Origin of the sequence: Priestia megaterium, from assembly GCF_023824195.1 — a bacterium.
GTDB classification, from domain to species: domain Bacteria; phylum Bacillota; class Bacilli; order Bacillales; family Bacillaceae_H; genus Priestia; species Priestia megaterium_D.
Genome location: NZ_CP085442.1, coordinates 1,377,696 through 1,400,901, shown reverse-complemented (window position 1 = coordinate 1,400,901; position 23,206 = coordinate 1,377,696). Strand labels below are relative to the sequence as shown.

The following is a 23,206-nucleotide window of genomic DNA, read 5'->3' as shown; positions in this document are numbered from 1 at the left end:
AAGTTTGTTAGTTTTAGAAACCATAAGATGTTTTCATGGGATGTGTTGCTTATCCCATGCATAAAAAATGCATAAAGGGGAGATTTTGTGGATATTGGAGTTTATATTTCACTCGGCATTTATTTTGTAGGAATGCTCGGAATAGGATGGTATGCCTATACAAAAACCACTGAAGATGTAGCTGGCTATATGTTAGGAGGACGCGGGCTAGGTCCAGCCGTTACCGCCCTTTCAGCTGGCGCTTCGGATATGAGTGGATGGATGTTAATGGGTCTTCCTGGCTCCATGTATGTAACGGGCCTTTCTAGTGTATGGCTAGCAGTAGGATTGTCTATAGGTGCTTATTTAAACTATTTAATCCTCGCTCCGCGTCTTCGCACTTATACGGAAGTAGCGAACGACTCCATTACAATTCCAGACTTTTTTGAAAATCGCTTTGGCGACCATGCCAAAATTCTTCGAACAGTATCAGCAATCGTTATCTTTATCTTCTTCACTCTTTACACTTCAGCTGGTATGGTATCAGGTGGACGATTATTTGAATCGGCATTTAGTTTAAATTATCAAATTGGCTTGTTCGTAACAGCATCTGTTGTTATTGCCTACACTCTTTTTGGCGGATTTTTAGCCGTTAGTTTAACAGATTTTGTTCAAGGTGTTATTATGTTCCTTGCTTTAGTTTTAGTACCCATTGTAGCTTTCACCGACGTTGGAGGCGTCAACACTACAATGGACATTGTACAGGACATTAATCCAGCATACCTTGACATTTTCAAAGGTACAACCGTTTTAGGTATTATATCTTTCTTAGCCTGGGGACTTGGCTATTTCGGACAGCCTCATATTATCGTTCGCTTTATGGCTATCTCTTCTGTTAAGGAGTTAAAACCCGCACGTCGTATTGGAATGAGCTGGATGATTATTTCTATTATTGGTGCTATGCTGACAGGGCTTGTTGGAATTGCCTATGTAGAAAAAACAGGTATGAAACTAGCAGATCCTGAAACTATTTTTATTAAATTTGCAGATATACTCTTTAACCCGTTAATTACAGGATTTTTATATGCAGCTTTACTAGCAGCAATTATGAGTACTATTTCTTCTCAGCTGCTTGTAACGGCAAGCTCTGTTACAGAAGACTTTTATAAAACATTTTTCCGACGCAAGGCCTCTGACAAAGAGCTTGTAACGGTTGGAAGAGCTGCGGTTTTAGGTGTTGCAATTATAGCTATTTTGCTTTCTTTAAAACCTAGTGATACGATTTTAGGACTGGTTGGATATGCTTGGGCTGGATTTGGTTCAGCTTTTGGTCCTGCTATTTTACTAAGTCTTTACTGGAAGCGTATGACTCGATGGGGAGCACTTGCAGGAATGATTGTAGGTGCTGCTACAGTATTAATTTGGGTAAATACTCCATTGAAGGATGCCCTTTACGAAATGATTCCCGGGTTCTTTTTAAGCTTATTAGCTGTTATTATTGTAAGTTTACTAACAAAGAAACCGTCAAGCGATGTTCAAAATCAATTCATTGAAATGAAAGAAATCTTAATAAAAGAATCGAAATAAACAAAAAGAAGCTGGAAAAAAAGTATGTTAGTTGAAGGAAGATCCGAACGATGAATCGAGATTCTTGATGGAGAATCAAATTCGTTCGGATTTTTTTATTGGTATGGTGAACGTAGGTTTCATGTATGTATCTGCTTCTAGCGGTTGATTGGAGGGCAAGGCGAAAACTCCTGCGGGAAAAGCGGAAAGCAAAGCCTTGCACGGAAATCAACCGCAGTGTACCAAGTAATCCATACGAGCTTATTTATCCAATTTGTTCGTCTTTAGACTCGGTTGATTTAGTTATGTCTCAATCTCTTTTTGTTTTTAATCTCCTTTTCTTATCATATATATACTAAAGATCAATAAAGGAGGTTTTTTGTATGCAACATTCTTATTTTCCTTACGAGCCTACACAGCAACTGCGCGTAGATACACAAAATAGAGAAATTAAAGTAATTGGTGAAGGAACAGCTTCAGCAATTCCAAATGAAATTTCCATGACAATTGGAACGCGCACGGAAAACCGGGACGTTCAAGAAGCGTTAAAAGAAAATTCAGCTGTTTCAAATACTCTGCTGCAAGAGATGAAAAACCTTGGAATTAATGACCAGCAAATTGAAACGGCTTCATTCACCATAAATCCTAAATATGATTACAGTGATGGAAAATCGACTCTTACAGGATACGAAGTACAGCACTTATTTAGAGTAAGAGTACAAGATGTAAAACAAGCGGGCGACGTCTATAACGCTACGTTTTCAAGCGGAGCCAACGTAGCGCAAGATCTTCAATTTTACGTTACAAGTGATGATAAATATGAACAAGAAGCGATAAGTAAAGCTTTGCTTAACGCTAAAGAAAAGGCCTTTACCATTGCCAACACGCTGCAGCTCCCTATTAACCAAATCCCCATTTTAATCGAAGAAGGCCCCGTCTATCAGTCATCTGGCTCCTCGCCTAAGTTATTAGCAGCCTCTCCCCCTATTCAAGCTCAGTCCTTGACTGTATCTGCTTCTGTAAAAGTTACGTACACGTATTAATACTTATGGTAAACTATAGATTATTATAATGAAGAAACTAATCTAAAGGAGCTCTTTGCACAATGACTTCTGAACATTTACTAGCAGCTTATCAAACCCTATGGTTGAACCGTTCGTTCGCTTCTAAACAAGCCCTGACAAGTGAAGATCAGCTTCACGAAGCCATTCTGAAAGATTTAAAAGATGAAATGACTCATCCACGCGTCCGGCAAACACCGCATGTAAAATATCATCTTGGCATAAAAAGAATTCTAAACAGCAGTCTTTCCTCTGATGAAAAAGTTGCGCTTACGTCCCTATACACAAACCTTTTAGATAGCTGTATATAACAATAAAAAGGACTTCCTTGATGGAAGTCCTTTTTTTATTTAATTAACGCTTTTTCTTCTAAGCTTTGAAAAACAGCTTTAAAGTCTTGCTTCAAATCCTCGAATTCCTCTAACCCTACTGAAAGTCGAAGAAGTGAATCAGTAATTCCTTTTTCTTCACGCACTTCTTTTGGGATACTTGCATGAGACATTGTTGCAGGATGCGTTAGGATGGATTCAACTGCACCTAGACTAACGCCAATTGAAGCCAATTTGACTCCTTGTAAAATATGTCGTGCTACTTTTTCATCCTGCACTTGGAAAGAAATCATAGCTCCGTATCCATTTGCTTGTTCTGAAATCAGTTTGTGGTCTGGATGACTTTTTAAGCCCGGGTAGTATACACGGCTCACTAGAGATTGTTCTTCAAGCCACTTTGCAAACTGCAGCGCTGTTTTTAACTGCTGATCTAAACGAACTTTTAATGTCTTAATTCCTCGGAGCAGTAAAAAACAATCCTGTGGTCCTAAGATAGCACCAAAAGCATTTTGTACAAACTTTACTTCTTCTGCTAGCTTTTCATCGCTTACCACAACTAGACCGCCAATGACGTCACTGTGACCGCTGATATATTTTGTAGCACTATGAATCACAATATTTACACCAAGGTCAATCGGCTGCTGTAGATAAGGTGTTAAAAACGTGTTATCCACAATTGTAAGGAGATTGCGCTCCTTCGCCAAACTTGCTACTGCTTTAATATCCGTTACCTGTAAAAATGGATTTGAAGGGCTTTCGATATAAATAGCCTTCGTATCTTTTGTGATAGCTTCTTCTACTTTCTGAACCTTCGTTGTATCAACAAAAGTTGTTTTGATACCAAACTTTGAAAATAATCGTGTTAATACACGATATGTCCCGCCGTACGTATCGTGTGAAACTAAAATTTCATCCCCTGATTCAAAAATAGATAACACCGATGAGATAGCAGCCATACCTGATGAAAAAGCAAAACCAGCGTATCCATTTTCTAGCTGAGCAATGGTGTTTTCTAAAGCCTCACGAGTTGGATTTCCTGAACGAGAATAGTCATAGCGGCCGTTGTTCGTCTCATCTTCTTGGTTAAATGTAGATACCTGATAAATAGGTACGTTAACCGCTCCAAAATGACCGTCAATTCCTGTATTTGCATGAATTAAGTTCGTACCAAATCTATGTTTATTATTGTTGGTATGCATCAAATGCCTCCTTCAAATCTTTAATTAAATCATCTGCGTGCTCAATTCCAACTGATAATCGCAGTAAACAGTTTGTTACTCCGACACGATTTCGAATTTCCTCGGGAATATCAGCGTGTGTTTGACGAGCTGGGAATGTCATTAAACTTTCCACGCCTCCTAAGCTTTCTGCAAATGTAATAACTTTAACATTTTCCAAAAGCGTGGACACGATGTCAGGGTGTGAGACAGCAAAAGAAATCATGCCTCCAAATCCAGTCGCTTGTTTCTTCATGATTTCATAGCCTGGATGTGTTTCAAGGCCAGGGTAATACACTTTTTCTACGAGATCATGAGCAGTAAGCCAATTTGCAATTTTCAGTGCGTTTTCGTTATGCTTTTCCATACGAAGCGCTAGCGTCTTAACACCGCGCAATAACAACCAGCTATCTTGTGGACCTAAGATTGCCCCAGCTGCATTTTGATAAAAACGAATTTTCTCTCCTAAGCTACTACATCGAGCGACTACAAGACCAGCAACTACATCATTATGACCCCCAATGTATTTGCTTGCACTATGTATCACAATATCTGCTCCAAGCTCTAAAGGACGCTGATAGTAAGGGGACATGAATGTATTGTCAACGATAGTAAGCAAATCATGCTGTTTAGCTAACGCAATTGCTTCTGGCAAATCAGTCACGTGCATCATTGGATTTGTAGGTGTTTCAATAAATAAAGCTTTCGTGTTGGGACGAAGCGCATCTTTTACTTGCTCGAGATGGGCTGTGTTGACGTACGAAACAGTAATTCCTTGCTCTGAAAAGATTTCATTTAGTACTCGGTACGTTCCTCCGTATAGATCCTCTGATACAATTAAATGATCTCCGTTTTTAAATAGTGCTAAAACTGCCATTACGCCCGCCATTCCTGAAGCAAATGCTACTCCTACTTCTCCTTTTTCTAAAGCAGCAATTGCTTCTTCCAATGCTGTACGAGTAGGATTTGCCGTACGTGCATAGTCAAATCCTGTACTTTGCCCTAAAGCAGGATGAGCAAATGTTGATGCTTGATAAATGGGTGTTGTAATAGAACCTGTTGAAGGGTCACGACCTACTCCTGAACGAACTAATAAAGTTTCAATTTTCATCTATTTCTCTCCTTAACTCAAAATAAAAAACACTCTTCACAGATGGAAGAGTGTTCGTTTATACACGATTTCTCTCATCTGTTAGAACAATACTGATGTTCCACAGGAATTAGCACCGTTCAAATGAATGTTTCATTTGATGGTTGCCGGGCATCGCAGGGCCAGTCCCTCCGCCACTCTTGATAAGAGTTCTATATAATTGTTGGTGGTTAACGTTTGTTGTTAATAACTTTAATAAAGATTTTCTTTATTGTCAACATAATTTTCCGAAAAATTTAAATCATCTCATTTGTTTATTCAATATACTTGTCCTGATAAGCACATAAAAAAAAGAGACGACAGCGAGGTCTCTTTTTCTAAGGCAAGTGCACGGATTTTACGTGAGCTAACTTCCAATACATACTTTCTCCATTTGCCGTAATTAGTTCAACAATATTATTAGAAACTTCTTTAAGTACACCAATTTTTTCTGATTGATCCCCTAAATCTAATACGACCAGTTGATTTTCATATTTTTTAAGCTGCTCTTCAAAGTTTCTGACAAAAGGTGCAGAGGCGGGCCTTACTGGGAGCTCTTTGTCACTTAAAGAATAAGGGGTTAACTCATTACTGTAAGGGGTAAGCCATTTCAAATGATGCAGAGAAACAAAGACATTTTTATACACTGGAGAATAAAACACAAGATAATCATTCAGCACGCTTGTGATATAGCCATGCAATGATTTCCCTCCCGTTACATAAATTTCAATAAATTTCCCTTTTGCCTGCTGTAAAATATTACGATAAGAAATCCGCTGACTTTCTTCTATTAAGTTCTCTTCTATTTCACGTAAAACCGTATAGTCTTCTTCCGATACTTCCCGCAAACGATGCATGTGTAAAAGAGGAATATACAAATAATCATGTCCATTATACAAAACCATAATATCTAATCCAAGATCAATAAGTCTGCCAACAAATGTCGTTTTACCTGAAATATCTAACTCCACAATTTTATTGATATAATGATTCATACTCATTCTCATTTTCCTCCTTTTTCCTATATGATAGAAAAGGTGCTTTATAAGCACCTTTTATGTTCCATTTCATCATGCTTTCCAACGATAATTTTTCGTTTTAATAACTTTCTCGGCCGATGCTGAAGAGCGTGAACCCGTGCGGCGTCCTCCTGTGCGGCGTCCTCGAGAGCGATCGTCTGTGCGTCCTCCCGTGCGGCTTCCTGTACGTTCTTCTGTAGACTTTGCAGCTTCAGTCTCTCCATTTTCTTCTGTTTCTTCATTATTTTGATTGTTATCGTTTTGCTTAAAAGCCCCTTTTGCTCCTACACAAATGGTTTTAACGTGTCTTGGCTGTAAGCGTAATACTTGATTATTCTGCACAAGTGTAAATGTACCATTTCGGCTTTGTACTAACACGCCCTCTACAGCTTCAGGTCCTCCATTATTGATAGATACCCATTTATGAGAAAGATGTGCAAAAAGATCGTTAAAGCTTTTAGATTTCATATATTCTGGTTCTTGGCTCACTAAGAGCTCATTTGCAGATTGACTAGTTTGATCTCCATTGTTGTTTTGATATTCACTCACACTCTTAACGTGTTCAGTGTTAATATAGATAACACCGTCGTCCTCTGTGAGTAATACTATATAAGCAGATTCAAATGAACCTAAGACATCAAGAAGCTGACCTGCTTTTTTCTCAGGTCCACCTTGGTTAACCTGCACATATTTAGTTTTCATCAATGATAAAGTTCCAGCAAAAGTTTTTCCTCGATATAATTCTAATTCTGTGCTAATTCCGGTAAACGTTTGTGCCGAATTTGACATAGTATCTTCAGTAATACTTTTTACATGGGCTAAGTGATAATATACAAGTGTATATTCTTGTTGATTATTATTTTGGTTATTTTGATTGTTATTTTGATTGTTATTTTCACCATTATTGTTATTATTGTTATTATTGCTTTCCACCGCTAAGATTAAATAATCTGATTGCACGTCAACCAAATAACCTGTTTTAGATTCAGGTCCTCCACGATAAACGGTCACCACTCTTCCTTTTAGGGGTTTGAAGTGAGAAGAATAGCCTTTATCAGGCATTTGTACATTTCGGCTGAGTTTTTGGGTTGATTTTTGGCGTGGATTTTGATTTTGCCCTTGTTCTTGGCCATAGTAATAGTTACTCATTGTTTTTCCTCCTTATTAGTTATCCTTATTGGTCATTCATACTGTATATATACGTATCATGTACAGCTATTGATTTCCTGCATTTGCCTATTATTAACAAAATCCACTGTTGCCTATAAATTGCCTATAAATCTATCCATTTTTAAAAAGTCAAAAGGTTGTTTTTAATATACGCTGTTCGTTCTTTTACAAAAGACAGTATAAAGTCGGGTTCTTTATAAAATTGCTCCATGTTATCTTTTACGTAAGGATCTTTTAATGCGTATGGAGCGATATACTCATGCAGTTGATAAATGATTGGTTTCATATACTCTACTGTAAATTGATTATTTAGAACATTGTTCATTTTTTGAATATACCGTTTTTTTATGCTATCTACCGCCAATAAGCGTGCTGTAAGCGTGTTAAATCCCTGAGCACGGACGTAATCTCCTTCCATTACTTTCCCATTTACATCTCTTCCCCAAGTTGCATCATAATCCCATGGAATCAGTTCAAAGCGCCCGCTTTCATGATTTAGATAGAGAGCATAATTATGGACAAAACCGTCGTAATTCTGCATACAAATAATACCAACTAACCAAGATAAGTAGCGGTCGACGTTCAGATACTTCTCAATATTCTGTTCGAATTCTGTATTTGTCCACGTATTAAGATTAAATATAAACTTTTCTAATTTTTCCTCATCCCCTTCTCTCACTGCTTTATCTTCATATCCAGATAGCAGAGTTGTTTTCGGCTTTTTATCCAAGTCGCTCATCAAAGAAAAATTAGCATCTCCGTCCACTGCATAAAATATGGATCCATCCGCTAAACTTCTTTTTTTCAAAAATAGTTCATCTACCGATTCAAGCTGCAGATATATTCCTTCATTTTTTCCATTAATTTTAAGAGTGACAAACTGAGAGTGCGGAGATAAAACGTCTAAGGAGGAGAAAAAATCAAGGGACAACTTGTTGCGCATAAGCGATGGATCTTTGTATTCAGCGTTTAGGTGTATTTCTTTGGCACCCTGAAATATTTTTGGAGAATAAAATTCAATATAATATGACTTTTTTTTCATCTTTCGAATATGGGAGCCTCTTAGCAGCAAATCAATATCGTAGCGTTTTTTGTTAAACTTCATCGTTGCCTGAACAGCATCTTCTGACCAAATATCTCTTTGCATTTCCTTTAAATCTTTTACATTCACAAACAGAGCGTATTGGGGGATTTCTTTTTGCTTCATTACTCGACCACCTTTCTTCAATTATTAAAGTATATGAAGGGAAAATTCTTCATGATACCCCGCCACATCAACTATTTCCGCAAACTCCACTTTTGACTCATATCAAGGACAAGCATCAGCGCGTATTCTATTAATGCAAGACCTAGTCCAATTGACAAGGAGGTTTTTGTATTGCATATTACAGCTGAAAAAATTAAAGAGGCTGCTGAAGCCCTAGAATGTACAGAACTGAAATCTTTTATGTTTCAAGAGCCAACTGCCGGCCCACTAACAAGACGTCGTCGCTCTTCTCGTAGCACTCGTCGCAGTAGCCGCCGTTCTACTCGTCGTTCTACTCGCCGTTCACGTCGTTCTACTCGCCGCTCTCGTCGTTCTACTCGCCGTTCACGTCGTTCTACTCGCCGCTCTCGTCGTTCTACTCGCCGCTCTCGTCGTTCTACTCGCCGCTCTCGTCGTTCTACTCGCCGTTCACGTCGTTCTACTCGCCGTTCACGTCGTTCTACTCGCCGCTCTCGTCGTTCTACTCGCCGTTCACGTCGTTCTACTCGCCGCTCTCGTCGTTCTACTCGCCGTTCACGTCGTTCTACTCGCCGCTCTTAATTTCTCTAAACACTCATCTTTATTGCAAAAAAACGCCGAAGAACCATGATTGTCTTCGGCGTTTTTTTCCACTTATAGAAGAAGCACATTTAGAAACATACTAAGATGGAGTGTTATTCATTTTACATAGAGAAGGAGAGGTTTTATGAAAAAAAACAAGCATCAAATTTCAACTTCATCAACAACAGATGTCGAAGAAGTCAAACGTTTAAATGCTCATTCTGGATTAACTTACAATGAAGTATTTACACTTCTTGGAGAAACCTATTTGAAAAATCAAAAGAAAAAATAATAAGCAGGGACTAGAAAACACCTTCTAGTCCTTATACTTTAAAAATCCCGGAAAATCCTTTTACTAGGGATGTTAATTGGTTCATGGCTCCCATCATCTGCCCCGCAGTATTCATCATCTTGTTCATATCGTAATTGCCATCACTCGATTTAAACTGAGACATTAATGACTGAAATTGAGAAGGCTGGGGCTTTTGTTGCTGAGCTTTAGGGTATGGATTAAAAGGCGCACCTGCATTATTGTACATAGGCTGCTGGTACATTCCGTTCATATAGGGAATTTGCTGAGGACCAAAAGGCATTTGTTGCTGAGCGTACGGATGTTGCGGCATATAAGCTTCCGTCCATGGCTGCTGATGATACTGCGGAAATGGATGTACCTGACTTAAATCAAAACGTTCTGGTTGATGTTGCTCATAATACGGATAGTGCTTACTTGTATACATGCAAAATCAATACCTCCTTTTTAATATTACATAATATATAGTATGTATGCAGAAATAAGAGGTGACGTTCGTCTACTTGTACTTTTGGAGAACACCTTCAAAAATATGTAGGTTTCTGTCGAAAGTTTAAATTTTTCAAAAAAACGAGATTATTTAAATATATGGTACGATAAGAACAAGTGATACTACGTATACGTAGTGGCACAAATGGGGATTAGGAGGGAATTTACATGTATGTGAACGAACTTCAAGAAGCTTTTATTGCGGTGAAACAATATGAGCCGCAGTCAAGTAATGAATTACTCGATTTTGCTCAGCAGCAGTATTTAAAAGGTTTTTTAACTCCTATGAATTACAAAGCCGCTGTACGTGAACTCGAACAAATTGGAGCTACTAAGCCCGATTTTAGTGCACAAGATGATTAATTTTTTTACTACCACCGAGAAATCGGTGGTTTCTTTGTTTCCTATAAAGTGGACACATACTTCTTTTTTGACTTGTTTATACTATAAAAGCTTTAACGTAGTATTCAATAAAGGAGGTCTATCTCATGAGTCGAGGAAAACATTTTGATCATAAAAAGCAAGGACAAGGTGCAGTAACAAAACCAAATAACGCCGTTGCTTCTAAACATACCGAAAAAGTTGATTATCATATCGATACAGTCGCTTCACAAGATCACCCAGCTGTTTCTATCCAATCTCAAAAAGATTTTGATTAATTTTTTATTGATAATGATAAAATGCCTAAAGAGTTTTCTCTTTAGGCATACATAGAAAATCCCCACCTTGTAGATCTTAACGGAAGGCCGGGATTAATTATTCAATATCGACTCGAGCACATACTTATTTGAGTGATACATCTTTTTAAATCGCTTTTCTCGCGTCTCGGGATAAAATGACTGTATTACAACGTTTTGTAAATTTTCTTTTAACGTCTCTACTTGATTGACATGAATATACTTTGGTCGCTCTTTCTTCAGCCATTCCGTTACGAGACTAGCCCATTCATCAAGTTCTTTGAAAAAAATATCTCCATAAGGCTTTACTTCTTCAAAAAATTTCACTTCATAATTTTCTTCCTGTTGAATAGACGCTAATCGTTCTACAGCTACTTCATTATATTGAAACATGATCTCCGTACTTTTTTTCACATCTTCATTCATCGTTATTCGTCACCTCTACGATGACTATTGTAACATAAACAATCTTTATACTGTATGAAGAACCATTTCTCTTTGGCTTCTACTCCATTCGGTTTCGGAAGGCATGCTTTCATACACAGCTACTTCAATTTCTTGCAGTGATTGGTCAATGCGATGAACTTGTTCCATATATGTTTCTTCACAATGTGTAAATGCTTCATTTATAGATGTAGACATCGTTTTATCCACTAAATCTACTTGCTCTAGTAAGCTATCTAATAAAGTCATCATTTCGCTTGCTTTAACCATACTTTGTTTCATCGCCATCCCTCCAAATTTTCCTTTGCATAACGTATTCTCTCTTTTCTTCATTGTCCCTTCACACATGACAAAACTAGTTTCTATTCGTCAAAGAAAGATGTTTTCGACATTTTCATTTATGGTGAATCGAAAGTAAACATATTGAAAACACTAGTATAGACATTTCAGCTAAGCGGATACATTCCGCTGCTGAACGTTTATTACAACATGATAGGAGGTGCCTAGATATGGCCAACAAACAGCAAAAATCACAGCCTAAAAATAAGCCTGAAACAAAAACCTACGGTGATCCTAAAAAGTTAAACGGTCCTAACCAGCCTTCTACTTAAGAACAAAACGGTCACTTGTGACCGTTTTTATTTACATTAAATACTTGCGCTACTTTCATTAATATATGCAGCTGCTTTTGCTTTTGAAGATACCACTTTGTAAAATGAACTTTCTTTGGAAAAGACGACTTTTTCATGAGCTTTCGCTCCTCTTTTTTCGTTAAAAACCACTCTTCTCTCTTCTTTTCATGATGTCTAATAGCCGGATACACCTTTCGAAGAGCAGGAGTATAGCAACTGGTTTCATTCACAAAATACTGCTCATAATCGTATCTCGAACCCGTATGCTTTGTTTTTAAAGAAAATTCATAAAACAAGGGATAATACTTTTCATGAAATAATAAAGCCGCTAATTTCTTCCCCAAATCAATCCGATTATTTACTTTTGTAAAATCATGAACAGAACAACCGTATAGCTCCCCTTTTGTAGTAGGAAAAAGGACGGAACTAAAGTGGAATGTATCTTGAAAAAAAAACAGCATACTTTTAAACACTCTATCTTGATAAAAAGGCTGTTCAATAACGGGCTTTTGAATAACATGCTGCTCATTCACAATTAACGCATGAATAAGCTGCAGTTCACAAGGTCTCTGCATAAATTGTCTCCACTTCTCTTCGATAAAAGATGAAACGTTTAAATAGGGAAGTAAATGAACGTAAGAGACATGTTTTTTACGCGAAACAGCATACAATAGTAATTGCGGAAAGGCATCTTTAAAAATAAGCCAATTTGCTCTTTCATACGTCAAAAATAATAAATCGCTCGTTTGCTTTGACAACGCTTTTTTCATGTTTGTCCCTTGCAAATCACACATATTCCATCCTGCGTTTCGTGATACCATACTTGCGAGAAATGACCACTTTACTTCAGGATATCTATGATAAAAAGTTGCATAAGCCTGGGTTCTTGATATATTATCAATATTCAGCTTGTCTGTGGTTTTTTTTATCGCCGTCAACAGCGCTTGTTCCGAACTATTGAGTGACATCTCTTCATCTTCTTTCATCTATTTTTATTTGTAGGATTTGGTATAATAGAATTTGTTTGTTTAATAGATTTACACTAAAGGAGTGATGGTTATGATTCGCTATCCTAACGGAAAGGCCTATAAGCCATTGAATACCAGCAGTCCTTCCCCTAAAAAGCTAGAAGCTAGCTATAGCAATCGTGGTATGACGCTGGAGGACAATTTAAACGAAACAAACGAATACTATGTTTCAAAAGGAATAGCCATTGTTCACAAAAAACCAACCCCTGTTCAAATTGTAAAAGTAGACTATCCGAAGAGAAGTGCCGCTGTTATCAAAGAAGCTTATTTTAAACAGGCTTCTACTACAGACTATAATGGAGTCTATAAAGGAAAACACCTTGACTTTGAAGCAAAAGAAACGAGAAATAAAACCTCATTTCCGCTGCGTAATTTTCATGAACATCAAATTGAACATATGAAGCAAATTGTGAAACAAAACGGGATTTGTTTCGTTATATTAATGTTCTCTACTTTACAAGAAATATACTTGTTCGAAGCACAGTTCCTTTTTCCTTATTGGGATGCCATGAAAAAAGATGGACGAAAATCAATCCCTAAGGCAGATATTGAAAAAAAAGGACATTTCATCGAACTTGGTTACCATCCGAGAATCGATTACATAAAAACTATAGATAAATTATACTTTTAAGAGTATGATATATATGTTTACGGAAATCATTCTCTTACAATGCGTTGAAAGGTAGGAGTTTTTATGTCAGATAATTATCGCTCTCGTGAAGAACGACGAAGAGCTATGAATGACAACAAACCAGAAGGTAAATCTCAAGGAAAACCGAAAAAGAAGAAAAAAGGAGGCCTATTTCGTAAAATTGTTGCCGCAGTTTTACTGATAGGAATCATCGGGCTCATTGCCGGAGTGGGAACTTTTTTTGCTATGATAAGCGATGCTCCAAAAGTTGATGACTCGGTATTAAAAAACTCTTTTTCATCTAAAGTATATGCAAACGATGGAAAGACAGTTGTAAAAGAAATTGGAGCTCAAAAACGTACATATGTGCAATACGATGAAATTCCTCAAGTCGTCAAAAACGCATTTATCGCTACGGAAGACGTTCGTTTTTATAAACATCACGGCGTTGACTTTTACCGAATTGGCGGAGCATTAATGGCGAACTTTAAAAACGGCTTCGGTGCTGAGGGCGGTAGTACGATTACTCAGCAAGTGGTAAAGAATTCGTTCTTATCACCAAAGAAGACGGTTAAACGTAAAGTACAAGAAATGTGGTTAGCTTACCAGCTTGAGCGTAAATATTCGAAGCAACAAATTCTTGAAATGTATTTAAACAAAATATATTTCGCATCAGGTGAAGTATACGGTATTGAACGAGCAGCGGAGAAATTTTACGGAGTTAAAAGCGTAAAAGATTTAACTCTTGATGAAGCTGCTATGTTGGCAGGCTTACCAAAAGCGCCAACTACTTATAACCCAGTTACAAACCCAGAGAATGCTACTAAACGCCGTAACACAGTATTAAACTTAATGGCTAAAAACGGCTTCATTACACAAGCCGAGGCCGACAAAGCAAAACAAGTAGATGTACAAGCTCACTTAGCTAAACAAACTGAATCAACATCTAAGTACGACGTATTTATTGATCAAGTAATCGAAGAAGTAAAAAAGAAAACAGACGCGGATCCATTTTCTGCGGGCTTAGAAATTTATACAACGCTTGACACTAATGCTCAGGACTATGTGGATGATGTGATGAATAACAAAGTAGTCAACTTCCCGAACGATAAATTCCAAGCAGGTCTTGTCGTTGTAGATAATGAAACAGGCGGTATTCAAGCAATTGGAGGCGGACGTAACCGTGTTTCAGGCGGCTTAAACTTTGCAACAAATATGAGACGTCAGCCCGGCTCAACAATTAAGCCGATCTTAGATTACGGACCAGCGATTGAGAACTTAAAGTGGTCCACTGGACAACCGATAAAAGATGAAGAATATCATTATTCAAACGGCACGCCAATCCGAAATTTTGGACGCAATTATAAAGGGTGGGTTTCAGCGCGTGAAGCTTTAGGACGCTCACTGAACATTCCTGCTTTAAAAGCGTTTCAAGCAACCGGGGCAGACAAAGCAAAAGAGTTTGCTACGGGCCTTGGACTGAAATTAGACGAAGAAGACGGCGAAGCTTATTCTGAATCTTATTCTATCGGAGGCTTCCGTACGGGTGTTACACCGCTACAAATGGCTGGAGCCTATAGCGCTTTTGCAAATGAAGGTATGTACAATGCACCTCATACAGTGACAAAGGTAAAATTCCCAGATGGAACAGAAATTGATTTAACGCCAAAATCAAAACGCGCAATGCAAGATTACACGGCCTTTATGATGACGGACATGATGAAATCTGTTGTAAACGAATCATATGGTACAGCTCGTGCTGTTCGTACACCAGGATTAGAAATTGCTGGTAAAACAGGGACTTCAAACTTTAGCGCTGATGAGAAGAAACGATACAACATTCCAGACGCTGGTGAAAAAGACGTTTGGTTTAATGGGTTTACGCCAAACTATACGATTTCCGTATGGACAGGCTATGAAACTGCTAAAGACGGCTATATTTTAAGTGCTAATGAAACAGGCATGGCAAAAAATATCTTTAAGCATGTTATTACTCATATTTCTGAAGGCAAACCTAAAGGAAGTTTCAAGCAGCCGGACAGCGTAGTTGAACGTTCCGTGGAAAAACCAACGGGCAAAGACTTAAAGCGCCCAAGCGGCTCTACTCCTTCGAGCTTAATTACTAAAGAATACTTTGTACGCGGTACTGCACCGACAAAAGTATCTCAAACGTTTGTGAAAAAAGAAAAAGAAAAAGAAAAAGAAGAAAAGAAAGAAGATAAAAAAGAGGACAAAAAAGACAATAATAAAGACAATAAAGATGTGAAGCCAAAAATTACTGCTTCGTATAGCGGAGGAGCAATTTCAGTTAACTGGTCAGCTTCAAACGCAGCCAGTGATACGACCTTTACAGTCACAATGTCATCTCCTAACGGTTCTGAACAACTCGCATCTGGCGCAGGAGCCGGTGGAAAAACAATTCCCAACCCAGCACCAGGCGCAACGTATAGTTTCACCGTAACAACAAATACGGGCGAAAGCGCTAGTTCTTCCGTAAAAGTCCCTGATTCATCAGATCAAGCTACCGAAGATGATTCTACTAAGCCTGAAGATGACGGAACAACGGACGATAATCAAAATGAAGACAATAGCAACACTGATCAAAACAACGGCTCTGATCAAGGTGACGATTCATCTACTCAGCCGGATGATAACCAAAACAGCAATAATGGCAGCAATAACGGCGGTAACAATAGCGGCAATACCGATAATAACAATAATGATAGCGGCAATGCTAACGATGGTAATAGCGGCAACAACAATAATAACGGAGGCACAACAACTCCTCCAGCAGACAACGGTGGAAGTGACTCAGGAAGTCAAACACCACAAACCCCTGCTACACCATCGACGCCGTCAACACCTGCTACACCGCAGCAAGAGCCAACAACTGAAAATTAACGTAGCAGTAAAAAGCCCCTACACGTGTAGGGGCTTTATTTCTTGTGAAGAATAAGCATTTTTGCATACTGCTTACGCAGCTCATTAAATAATTCTGTCAGCTGAATATACGCTTGATAAGAAGAAACTCGCTGCAGCAAAAACATAAGTCTCTCAGCACAGTTAATAGGCTTATAGGTTAGGTCCGCTATGTCTTCTTGCAGCCGATTTAAACGCCGAACGGGCTGTCCATTAATCCAAAACAGTAAACTAATATACATCGCAGCAGCTTGTTTCATACAAGGCGCCGCTTCTTTTGCTTTTCGCTGAGAAAAAAGCGTATACAGTTCTTCCCTTTGAGTTTCCCACTTCTCAAAAAATGGCCGTATGTTCTTTTGAACATCCCTCCAAGGTGTTTTCGTTTCTTTATGTACATCGTATAAAATATCATAAGCAAAATAATTTCTTCCATTTTTTTCATCTACTTCAAGAACCCGATCTTCTTTTGAATAGAATGGTTCGCATATGAAATGTGACGGCACTTCAATCGGTAACATCTGTCTTCTTCTCTTTTCCTTTCATTCGTTTCTTTCCTTCTCGGCAAAGATCAAGAAGCGGGCAGACATGACATTGAGGAGACTGTGCTTTACAGTGATAGCGTCCAAAAAAGATAAGTCGATGATGCGTAACAGACCATTCATCTTTCGGAATTTTTCTCATCAGCGTTTTTTCTACTTCCAAAACGGAATCTTTCCACCTGCAAATCCCAAGGCGTTTACTTACACGTTCTACATGTGTATCTACTGCTATTGACGGTACTCCAAAAGCTACGGATACAACAACATTAGCCGTCTTACGCCCTACTCCTGGAAGATTGGTCAGCTCATCACGATCTCTTGGAACTTCTCCTCCGTATTCATCAATGAGCATACGGCAGAGCTTTTGAATATTTTTAGCTTTGTTTCTATATAAGCCAATTGATCTAATATCTTGCTGTAGCTCTTCTAACGAAACGGCTAAATAGTCTTCAGGCGTTTGATATTTCTTGAATAAATCCGCTGTTACGCGATTGACTAAAGCATCTGTGCACTGAGCAGATAGCGCCACAGCAATGACTAAATCAAAGGGATTCCGATGATTTAACTCACAGTGGGCGTCAGGAAACATTTCTGCCATAGCATCTAGGCACTGTCTGATTTGTTTTAACGTTAACATACTAGTTCTCCTTCTTCTTACAGGTAGTTCCCTCCTATTTTACAATAGGGTTCCTGTCAAATGCTACTTTTGTCCATATTCTTTTAAAAAAGCTGCTTCAAGATTCAATTACTTGGATCTTGAAGCAGCTTTTTATCCTGTCATTGCTCTAGCCAGTTAAAAAAAGGAATGGCTGATGTAGACTGAGAAGGGTTAACAGAAGATAGTTTTTTGGGCTGTTGATTTTGACGAAATTTTTGGCTATGCTTGCGGGCTTGATCAATGGTCCGAATACCACTTTTCTTCCATTCAAATAAAATACGATCAATATACCGGAAGTTTAATTTTCCAGACATCACCGACTCTCTTAGTGCCGCTTTAATAATAATTGGATCATGATGATCTTGATCAATCCACATCGCTAGCGTTTCGCATTCAAACGGAGACAATGCTCTGCCGAACTCTTTTTCAAACATTGTATATAAATTAAGCTCTTCTTGTTCTTCTTCGCTTTTTTCTACTTCTCTTGTTTCTTGCATCATATGATGAATAAGCTTTTCCCAAAGCGGTTTTAATGAATAACGTTCACAAATAAGGGCGTTTTGCTGTTGATCTTGCTCAATAGATAAAAAGCCGCGCTGAATTAATGCTCGCAGCGTATCCATACAGACAGCACTTGAAATACTCATTTTTGCCGCCAATTCGTTAGGTGTCGGGAAACCTTCACCGCCTTCAATGGAAACATAAATATGCATTAACGTCATGAATTCTGTTTCGTTCATTCCCAAATCGCTATAGTGATTAAACAGCAGCTTCGGAATTGAAACTGTGCCTTGTTCAAACCATTCAATTAACGTTTCTTTTTTCATATCCGAACACCTCAGTAGTTAGTATATCATGAAGTTTATAGTCAAAGTAATAATTATTCGAAGCTAAAAAAGCTTCTATGTAAAACTTTCCGCTGAAACCGTACCATTGCTCTGCACATATAAAATATATACGAACGATGACTTTCTTCCAAGAATATTACACTAACTTATTTTTTCGAGAATTGCAACTCCCTTTTAAGTTAGACTCTTTTCTATGTTTACCTTTGTTTCCCTGTGTTATAAGTAAAAGCCTCGTTTTTCTTTTCTTTTTATGATTCATAAAAAAAGCTAAAAAAGTATCCTGACTACAAGAGTCAGAATACTTTTTTCACTTCTTTACGGGTATAAACGGTTTAATAAGCGTGGGAATGGAATCGTTTCACGAACGTGTTCTACGCCGCTAATCCATGCTACCGTACGCTCAAGGCCTAAACCAAATCCTGAATGTGGAACTGAGCCATACTTACGAAGCTCTAAATACCACTTGTACGTTTCTGTATCTAATTTGTGCTCTTCTACACGCTGAGCTAAAAGCTCTTGATCATGAATACGTTCAGAGCCTCCAATGATTTCTCCGTAGCCTTCTGGTGCGATTAAGTCTGCACATAATACTACGTCTTCATTTGTTGGATCTGGCTGCATATAAAATGGTTTTAATGACGTTGGATAGTGTGTAATGAATACCGGCTTGTCATAGCTTTCTGCGATAGCTGTTTCATGCGGTGCTCCAAAATCATCTCCCCACTGAATGTCTGTAAATCCTTTTTCATGTAAGAATTTAAGAGCCTCATCGTACGAAATACGAGGGAATGGCGCTTTAATTTGTTCTAACTTAGATGTATCACGGCCTAGTACAGTTAACTCTAACTTACAGTTTGTTAAAACAGACTGTACGACATGAGACACATACTCTTCCTGTACTTTCAAGTTATCTTCGAATTGGTAGAAAGCCATCTCTGGTTCAATCATCCAAAACTCAATTAAATGACGACGTGTTTTAGATTTTTCAGCGCGGAACGTTGGACCGAATGAAAATACTTTTCCAAGCGCCATTGCCGCTGCTTCCATATAAAGCTGTCCACTTTGAGAAAGATATGCATCTTCGTCAAAATATTTCGTGTGGAATAATTCTGTTGTTCCTTCAGGAGCACTTCCTGTTAGGATTGGAGGATCTACTTTTGTAAACCCGTTTTCGTTAAAGAATTCATACGTTGCACGAATAATTTCGTTACGAACCTTCATAACAGCATGTTGACGTTTAGAACGCAGCCATAAATGACGGTTATCCATTAAGAACTCTGTTCCATGTTCTTTTGGCGTAATTGGATAATCAACAGCTTCATGAATAACTTCAAGGCTTGTAACTGTTAGCTCATAGCCAAACGGTGAGCGCTCATCTTCACGTACCACACCTGTTACATATAGTGATGATTCTTGCGTCATAGATTTAGCTAATTTAAAAGTTTCTTCTTCTACTTCAGCTTTTACAACTACCCCTTGCATGAATCCTGATCCATCGCGCAGCTGTAAAAAGGCGATTTTACCACTTGAACGTTTATTCGCTAACCAAGCACCAATTGTTACTTCTTTTCCTACATGCTTGCTTGCTTCTGAAATCGTAATTTTCACGATTAATATCCCTCCAAAAAACTTACATTTCGTAATTATGTATGCCATCCTATTATACATTTCGACAAACATAATAACAAGTAACAAACAAAAAGAGCCTTCTAACACGTGTGATTTGTGCTAAAAGGCTCCTTTGTTTTTAAATATAACCTTTTTTATTTCATATGACGAGTCATAAATGAATGGATGCGTTCCACTGCTTTTTCTAGCAGATCTAGTGATGTAGCATAAGAAAGACGTACGTTTTCAGGTGAACCGAATCCTGATCCAGGCACTAGCGCTACCTTCTCTTCTTCTAAAATAGCTTCTACCCATGCATCAACTGTATCAAAACCAGTTAACTTTGCAGCTTCAATTGCATTAGGGAATAAGTAGAAAGCACCTTGTGGTTTTAAGCATGAGAACCCTGGAATGTTAATCAGCTTTTCATGAATCACGTTTAGACGCTCTTCAAAAGCTTGTCGCATCATTTCTACCGGCTCCTGAGTGCCGTTATAAGCAGCAATTGTTGCATATTGAGCAATAGATGTTGGATTTGACGTGCTGTGACTCGCTAGGTTTGTCATCGCTTTAATAACTGTAGCATCACCAGCTGCATATCCAATGCGCCAGCCCGTCATGGAATGTGACTTAGAAACACCGTTAATGATAATTGTTTTTTCTTTTAACGCTGGTGAAAGCTGTGCAATCGATACATGTTCATTTTGACCATACACAAGCTTTTCATAAATTTCATCTGATACGATAAAAATATCGTGCTTCAAGCAAACTTCTCCTAAAGCTTGAAGCTCTTCTCTTGTGTAAATCATACCTGTTGGGTTGCTTGGTGAATTGATAATAACAGCTTTGGTTTTAGCAGTAATAGCCGCTTCTAATTGTTCAGGTGTGATTTTAAATTCGTTATTTTCAGAACCTTCAACGAATACTGGTGTACCTTCTGCTAACTTTACTTGCTCAGGATAACTTACCCAGTAAGGAGTCGGGATAATCACTTCGTCACCTTCGTCTAACAGAACTTGAAATAACGTATACAGTGCGTGCTTAGCACCTGTACAAACAATAATTTCAGAAGGTGAATACGTCAGGCCTTGGTCGCGTTTGAATTTTTCAATTACCGCTTCTTTTAATGGTGCAAGGCCGCCTGCTGGCGTATATTTTGTCTGACCATCATTCATTGCTGTGACAGCCGCTTCTAAAATGTGCTGCGGCGTATTAAAATCAGGTTCCCCTGCTCCAAGTCCAATCACATCATGACCAGCCGCTTTCAATTCTTTCGCTTTTGCTGTAATCGCTAATGTTGATGATGGCGTTAATGCTGATACACGTTTTGCTAACTTCACTAAAATCTCCCCCTATGAACTAAAGCTATAATCAGCCTGCGGGCTGATTATAGATAAAAAATTGGCTTTATTTTCATAAAGCGCTGAAATCTTATATTATGACACATATGGTATTTCATATGGTATAAACGATTTATGATTGAGATAAGCTGTATCGTTTTATAAATTCACCGCTAGAGAAATCAAGATAATAGTATGTTAAATGTTTCTTATCTTTATCCACATATGTTACTTCCCACAGCGGCTTTTTATTTTCAATGCCTAGGCGCACCGACTTAATTTCCTGCGGGTCTTTATCATTTTTCACAATGGAAATGGCTTTCTCTTTTGTGATCCCGCTGCTTGCTTTCTTTAAAACAGCTGTTTGTTTTTTGCTTTTAGGCATCCAAGCAATTACCTTTTGATTGCTTCGGTTTGTACCTTCTACTACATAAAATGCATGATTGCCGAAATATGGCTGGGTGCTTGTGACAGATTTCAAATTAAATTCTTTTTTTGCTTGGGATGCTGCTTTTTCCTCAGCAGACTGAACATCCTTCACGGACGAGTGATAAATGCTAAAAGAAATGCCCCCGATAATTAAAAGCACAGCAGCTACCGCTACAATAATTAACTTTTTCATAAAATCCCTACTTATGTACGATAAATTGTAAATACAGCTTTGCTTTGATCTTCTTCATCTAACGCTAATCCGAACATCAAATCTTGCTTTTTCAACGTGCGATTCAAACTATCAACAATTTTATATAAATCCGAGGAATTTTCCACGCGGACAGTTGATAATACTTCAATCCTACTTTCCATTGTAAACCTCCTAGCTCGTCTATCACGACGCAAAAATGACGATATCCGTATTATAACAGGTATCAAAAACCATCGTCATCTTTTTCACTCATCAATCGAGTCTGTACGTTTTGCGTAAAAACCGAATAAATAAGTAAACATATATAATATTATAAGGAATTTACCTCTTTTTGCAAAAGGAAATTTGTTTATTTTGCAGAAAATTTCATCACATCATAGGATTTTAGCGACATTTTAATAGAGTAAGCGCTCCCTTCTCTTACGTCATATAATTCAATCCATTCAGCTGTTAAATTTGAAAGCAGGCGAGGAGAATAGGAACGGCCTGGTTTCGTAAACGCAACGGCAAGCTGTGTATCTAATTGCTTCAAAAATGCATTCGAAAAAAACGTTCCCTCTCCAAAATTAGGAATTTTCAATACATCTACATGGGTAAGAGGAATGCGTAAAAACTTTTCTTCTACTTCATCTGAGCTGCTCATTGCATATAGAATCCGATGTTCTCCGATCGTAAATAATAGATCCATAGCCGCTGTTTTTTGCTTCGATGCATGCAAGACATCAACGTGTATATTATCTGTTAACTGAAATAAATCATTTTCTTTCCACTTCTCTGTTTGAAATTCCGCCTGGTACTGAGCCGGGACAATAATACGCTCTATATGATAATCATTCACAGCTCGCTGAACATTTGAATCATAGTACTTTTGCTGTTTCGTGATCACTAATTGGTTGATTTTTTTCACTTTATATCGCTTCAACCACTTCTTTAGCTCGGGATAGGAAGATGCATTCCCGGTATTTATCAAAATGGTCTCACCGCTTCCGTCTTGAATCAGACTCGCTTCTCCAGCTGAAAGAGGTAAAAAGGTGATCACTATTTCATCAGCTTGTAAACCAAAATCTACGTTTTTAATGACGGCTGCTGAAACCGAACAGTTCATAAAACTAAAAAACAGTACAGCACTTAGCAACATTTTAATCATACACTGTCCTCATTTG

28 protein-coding genes and 1 riboswitch are annotated in these 23,206 nt (G+C 38.1%); of the genes, 11 read left to right on the top strand and 17 right to left on the bottom strand.

Translation table 11 applies throughout. The features are described from left to right. The first annotated feature begins 87 nt into the window (after positions 1-87). The 4 genes from putP (at position 88) to yoyC (ending at position 2,917) form a co-directional block, all read left to right on the top strand. A complete protein-coding gene (putP, locus tag LIS78_RS07165) occupies positions 88-1,566 on the top strand; it encodes a sodium/proline symporter PutP (RefSeq protein WP_209151250.1) in 1,479 nt (492 codons plus the stop codon). Between the two features lie 144 nt (positions 1,567-1,710). After that, positions 1,711-1,833, top strand: a complete 123-nt coding sequence (locus LIS78_RS31295) for a hypothetical protein (RefSeq protein WP_280640306.1) — start codon at positions 1,711-1,713, stop codon at positions 1,831-1,833. 95 nt (positions 1,834-1,928) lie between these two features. Next, entirely contained in the window at positions 1,929-2,588 is a 660-nt protein-coding gene (locus LIS78_RS07160) for an SIMPL domain-containing protein (RefSeq protein ID WP_209151249.1), read from the top strand. Between the two features lie 62 nt (positions 2,589-2,650). Beyond that, the gene (gene yoyC / locus LIS78_RS07155) at positions 2,651-2,917 is read left to right on the top strand and encodes a protein YoyC (protein WP_209151248.1); all 267 of its coding nucleotides are present in this window, start codon (positions 2,651-2,653) and stop codon (positions 2,915-2,917) included. Between the two features lie 35 nt (positions 2,918-2,952). On the opposite strand, the gene LIS78_RS07150 is transcribed toward yoyC, so the two are convergent. The 5 genes from LIS78_RS07150 to LIS78_RS07130 all read right to left on the bottom strand — a co-directional run bounded on the left by LIS78_RS07150 (position 2,953) and on the right by LIS78_RS07130 (position 8,677). Continuing rightward, positions 2,953-4,134: a trans-sulfuration enzyme family protein gene (locus tag LIS78_RS07150; protein ID WP_209151247.1), complete on the bottom strand. Its 1,182-nt coding sequence runs from the start codon at positions 4,132-4,134 to the stop codon at positions 2,953-2,955. Continuing rightward, a complete protein-coding gene (locus LIS78_RS07145) occupies positions 4,118-5,263 on the bottom strand; it encodes a trans-sulfuration enzyme family protein (RefSeq protein ID WP_013056122.1) in 1,146 nt (381 codons plus the stop codon). The genes LIS78_RS07150 and LIS78_RS07145 overlap by 17 nt, the downstream gene beginning before the upstream one ends. A 71-nt stretch (positions 5,264-5,334) precedes the next feature. Next, positions 5,335-5,452, bottom strand: a riboswitch (SAM riboswitch). A 167-nt stretch (positions 5,453-5,619) separates the two neighbouring features. Beyond that, the gene (locus tag LIS78_RS07140) at positions 5,620-6,282 is read right to left on the bottom strand and encodes a hypothetical protein (protein ID WP_014460954.1); all 663 of its coding nucleotides are present in this window, start codon (positions 6,280-6,282) and stop codon (positions 5,620-5,622) included. Positions 6,283-6,351: 69 nt separating this feature from the next. Then, a complete protein-coding gene (locus LIS78_RS07135; RefSeq protein ID WP_434092356.1) occupies positions 6,352-7,362 on the bottom strand; it encodes a spore coat protein in 1,011 nt (336 codons plus the stop codon). A 229-nt stretch (positions 7,363-7,591) separates the two neighbouring features. Further along, on the bottom strand, positions 7,592-8,677 hold the full coding sequence (locus tag LIS78_RS07130) for a CotH kinase family protein (RefSeq protein ID WP_209151245.1): 1,086 nt from the start codon (positions 8,675-8,677) through the stop codon (positions 7,592-7,594). 171 nt (positions 8,678-8,848) lie between these two features. On the opposite strand from LIS78_RS07130, the gene LIS78_RS07125 reads away from it, so the two are divergent. Then, positions 8,849-9,277, top strand: coding sequence for a CotG/ExsB N-terminal domain-containing protein (locus LIS78_RS07125; protein WP_252284879.1), 429 nt, complete (start codon positions 8,849-8,851; stop codon positions 9,275-9,277). A 145-nt stretch (positions 9,278-9,422) separates the two neighbouring features. Then, on the top strand, positions 9,423-9,569 hold the full coding sequence (locus tag LIS78_RS07120; RefSeq protein ID WP_209151243.1) for a hypothetical protein: 147 nt from the start codon (positions 9,423-9,425) through the stop codon (positions 9,567-9,569). A 31-nt stretch (positions 9,570-9,600) separates the two neighbouring features. On the opposite strand, the gene LIS78_RS07115 is transcribed toward LIS78_RS07120, so the two are convergent. Beyond that, complete coding sequence (locus tag LIS78_RS07115; RefSeq protein WP_013056116.1) at positions 9,601-10,014, bottom strand: YppG family protein; 414 nt, start codon at positions 10,012-10,014, stop codon at positions 9,601-9,603. Between the two features lie 230 nt (positions 10,015-10,244). Here LIS78_RS07115 and LIS78_RS07110 point away from each other — a divergent pair, with 230 nt between their 5' ends. Both LIS78_RS07110 and LIS78_RS07105 read left to right on the top strand, forming a co-directional pair. Further along, positions 10,245-10,439: a YppF family protein gene (locus tag LIS78_RS07110; RefSeq protein ID WP_013056115.1), complete on the top strand. Its 195-nt coding sequence runs from the start codon at positions 10,245-10,247 to the stop codon at positions 10,437-10,439. Between the two features lie 125 nt (positions 10,440-10,564). Beyond that, positions 10,565-10,735, top strand: coding sequence for a hypothetical protein (locus LIS78_RS07105; RefSeq protein ID WP_209151242.1), 171 nt, complete (start codon positions 10,565-10,567; stop codon positions 10,733-10,735). A 93-nt stretch (positions 10,736-10,828) separates the two neighbouring features. On the opposite strand, the gene LIS78_RS07100 is transcribed toward LIS78_RS07105, so the two are convergent. Further along, positions 10,829-11,179 (bottom strand): YppE family protein, encoded by a 351-nt coding sequence (locus tag LIS78_RS07100; RefSeq protein WP_252284878.1) that lies wholly within the window; start codon positions 11,177-11,179, stop codon positions 10,829-10,831. 45 nt (positions 11,180-11,224) lie between these two features. Then, complete coding sequence (locus LIS78_RS07095; protein ID WP_209151240.1) at positions 11,225-11,479, bottom strand: hypothetical protein; 255 nt, start codon at positions 11,477-11,479, stop codon at positions 11,225-11,227. Between the two features lie 227 nt (positions 11,480-11,706). Here LIS78_RS07095 and LIS78_RS31690 point away from each other — a divergent pair, with 227 nt between their 5' ends. Continuing rightward, on the top strand, positions 11,707-11,808 hold the full coding sequence (locus LIS78_RS31690; protein ID WP_016763465.1) for a hypothetical protein: 102 nt from the start codon (positions 11,707-11,709) through the stop codon (positions 11,806-11,808). Between the two features lie 11 nt (positions 11,809-11,819). Here LIS78_RS31690 and LIS78_RS07090 read toward each other — a convergent pair whose 3' ends face one another. After that, positions 11,820-12,815, bottom strand: a complete 996-nt coding sequence (locus LIS78_RS07090) for a DUF2515 family protein (protein WP_209151239.1) — start codon at positions 12,813-12,815, stop codon at positions 11,820-11,822. 73 nt (positions 12,816-12,888) lie between these two features. Here LIS78_RS07090 and recU point away from each other — a divergent pair, with 73 nt between their 5' ends. Beyond that, on the top strand, positions 12,889-13,488 hold the full coding sequence (recU, locus tag LIS78_RS07085) for a Holliday junction resolvase RecU (RefSeq protein ID WP_209151238.1): 600 nt from the start codon (positions 12,889-12,891) through the stop codon (positions 13,486-13,488). Between the two features lie 63 nt (positions 13,489-13,551). Then, positions 13,552-16,389, top strand: a complete 2,838-nt coding sequence (locus LIS78_RS07080) for a PBP1A family penicillin-binding protein (protein ID WP_252284877.1) — start codon at positions 13,552-13,554, stop codon at positions 16,387-16,389. A 35-nt stretch (positions 16,390-16,424) separates the two neighbouring features. On the opposite strand, the gene LIS78_RS07075 is transcribed toward LIS78_RS07080, so the two are convergent. From LIS78_RS07075 to LIS78_RS07040, 8 genes are all read right to left on the bottom strand, one after another. Then, complete coding sequence (locus tag LIS78_RS07075; RefSeq protein WP_195780769.1) at positions 16,425-16,925, bottom strand: YpoC family protein; 501 nt, start codon at positions 16,923-16,925, stop codon at positions 16,425-16,427. Further along, positions 16,912-17,583 carry an endonuclease III gene (gene nth, locus LIS78_RS07070; protein ID WP_195780770.1) on the bottom strand — a complete coding sequence of 224 codons (672 nt, stop codon included), beginning with the start codon at positions 17,581-17,583 and terminating at the stop codon, positions 16,912-16,914. The genes LIS78_RS07075 and nth overlap by 14 nt, the downstream gene beginning before the upstream one ends. 140 nt (positions 17,584-17,723) lie before the next feature. Beyond that, entirely contained in the window at positions 17,724-18,431 is a 708-nt protein-coding gene (locus LIS78_RS07065; protein ID WP_252284876.1) for a DnaD domain-containing protein, read from the bottom strand. A 336-nt stretch (positions 18,432-18,767) separates the two neighbouring features. Further along, positions 18,768-20,060: an asparagine--tRNA ligase gene (gene asnS, locus LIS78_RS07060; protein WP_057238583.1), complete on the bottom strand. Its 1,293-nt coding sequence runs from the start codon at positions 20,058-20,060 to the stop codon at positions 18,768-18,770. Between the two features lie 155 nt (positions 20,061-20,215). Next, positions 20,216-21,400 (bottom strand): pyridoxal phosphate-dependent aminotransferase, encoded by a 1,185-nt coding sequence (locus tag LIS78_RS07055; protein WP_013056104.1) that lies wholly within the window; start codon positions 21,398-21,400, stop codon positions 20,216-20,218. Positions 21,401-21,533: 133 nt separating this feature from the next. Then, positions 21,534-22,022: a cell wall elongation regulator TseB-like domain-containing protein gene (locus LIS78_RS07050; protein WP_252284875.1), complete on the bottom strand. Its 489-nt coding sequence runs from the start codon at positions 22,020-22,022 to the stop codon at positions 21,534-21,536. 11 nt (positions 22,023-22,033) lie between these two features. Beyond that, positions 22,034-22,204: a YpmA family protein gene (locus tag LIS78_RS07045; RefSeq protein ID WP_013056102.1), complete on the bottom strand. Its 171-nt coding sequence runs from the start codon at positions 22,202-22,204 to the stop codon at positions 22,034-22,036. A gap of 188 nt (positions 22,205-22,392) precedes the next feature. Continuing rightward, on the bottom strand, positions 22,393-23,190 hold the full coding sequence (locus LIS78_RS07040; protein WP_252284874.1) for a ComEC/Rec2 family competence protein: 798 nt from the start codon (positions 23,188-23,190) through the stop codon (positions 22,393-22,395). Positions 23,191-23,206 lie beyond the last annotated feature (16 nt).

What these genes read in the sequence shown, in the direction of transcription:
- LIS78_RS07045 (WP_013056102.1), bottom strand. Translation starts at nt 22,204, where the DNA reads ATGGAAAGTAGGATTGAAGTATTATCAACTGTCCGCGTGGAAAATTCC.
- LIS78_RS07110 (WP_013056115.1), top strand. Translation starts at nt 10,245, where the DNA reads ATGTATGTGAACGAACTTCAAGAAGCTTTTATTGCGGTGAAACAATAT.
- LIS78_RS07105 (WP_209151242.1), top strand. Translation starts at nt 10,565, where the DNA reads ATGAGTCGAGGAAAACATTTTGATCATAAAAAGCAAGGACAAGGTGCA.
- LIS78_RS07150 (WP_209151247.1), bottom strand. Translation starts at nt 4,134, where the DNA reads ATGCATACCAACAATAATAAACATAGATTTGGTACGAACTTAATTCAT.
- LIS78_RS07140 (WP_014460954.1), bottom strand. Translation starts at nt 6,282, where the DNA reads ATGAGTATGAATCATTATATCAATAAAATTGTGGAGTTAGATATTTCA.
- LIS78_RS07130 (WP_209151245.1), bottom strand. Translation starts at nt 8,677, where the DNA reads ATGAAGCAAAAAGAAATCCCCCAATACGCTCTGTTTGTGAATGTAAAA.
- LIS78_RS07075 (WP_195780769.1), bottom strand. Translation starts at nt 16,925, where the DNA reads ATGTTACCGATTGAAGTGCCGTCACATTTCATATGCGAACCATTCTAT.
- LIS78_RS07115 (WP_013056116.1), bottom strand. Translation starts at nt 10,014, where the DNA reads ATGTATACAAGTAAGCACTATCCGTATTATGAGCAACATCAACCAGAA.
- LIS78_RS07160 (WP_209151249.1), top strand. Translation starts at nt 1,929, where the DNA reads ATGCAACATTCTTATTTTCCTTACGAGCCTACACAGCAACTGCGCGTA.
- LIS78_RS07065 (WP_252284876.1), bottom strand. Translation starts at nt 18,431, where the DNA reads ATGAAAAAAGAAACGTTAATTGAATGGTTTGAACAAGGCACAGTTTCA.
- LIS78_RS07100 (WP_252284878.1), bottom strand. Translation starts at nt 11,179, where the DNA reads ATGAATGAAGATGTGAAAAAAAGTACGGAGATCATGTTTCAATATAAT.
- LIS78_RS07120 (WP_209151243.1), top strand. Translation starts at nt 9,423, where the DNA reads ATGAAAAAAAACAAGCATCAAATTTCAACTTCATCAACAACAGATGTC.
- LIS78_RS07090 (WP_209151239.1), bottom strand. Translation starts at nt 12,815, where the DNA reads ATGAAAGAAGATGAAGAGATGTCACTCAATAGTTCGGAACAAGCGCTG.
- LIS78_RS07040 (WP_252284874.1), bottom strand. Translation starts at nt 23,190, where the DNA reads ATGATTAAAATGTTGCTAAGTGCTGTACTGTTTTTTAGTTTTATGAAC.
- LIS78_RS07080 (WP_252284877.1), top strand. Translation starts at nt 13,552, where the DNA reads ATGTCAGATAATTATCGCTCTCGTGAAGAACGACGAAGAGCTATGAAT.
- LIS78_RS07145 (WP_013056122.1), bottom strand. Translation starts at nt 5,263, where the DNA reads ATGAAAATTGAAACTTTATTAGTTCGTTCAGGAGTAGGTCGTGACCCT.
- LIS78_RS31690 (WP_016763465.1), top strand. Translation starts at nt 11,707, where the DNA reads ATGGCCAACAAACAGCAAAAATCACAGCCTAAAAATAAGCCTGAAACA.
- yoyC (WP_209151248.1), top strand. Translation starts at nt 2,651, where the DNA reads ATGACTTCTGAACATTTACTAGCAGCTTATCAAACCCTATGGTTGAAC.
- LIS78_RS07050 (WP_252284875.1), bottom strand. Translation starts at nt 22,022, where the DNA reads ATGAAAAAGTTAATTATTGTAGCGGTAGCTGCTGTGCTTTTAATTATC.
- nth (WP_195780770.1), bottom strand. Translation starts at nt 17,583, where the DNA reads ATGTTAACGTTAAAACAAATCAGACAGTGCCTAGATGCTATGGCAGAA.
- LIS78_RS07095 (WP_209151240.1), bottom strand. Translation starts at nt 11,479, where the DNA reads ATGAAACAAAGTATGGTTAAAGCAAGCGAAATGATGACTTTATTAGAT.
- LIS78_RS07135 (WP_434092356.1), bottom strand. Translation starts at nt 7,362, where the DNA reads ATGCCTGATAAAGGCTATTCTTCTCACTTCAAACCCCTAAAAGGAAGA.
- recU (WP_209151238.1), top strand. Translation starts at nt 12,889, where the DNA reads ATGATTCGCTATCCTAACGGAAAGGCCTATAAGCCATTGAATACCAGC.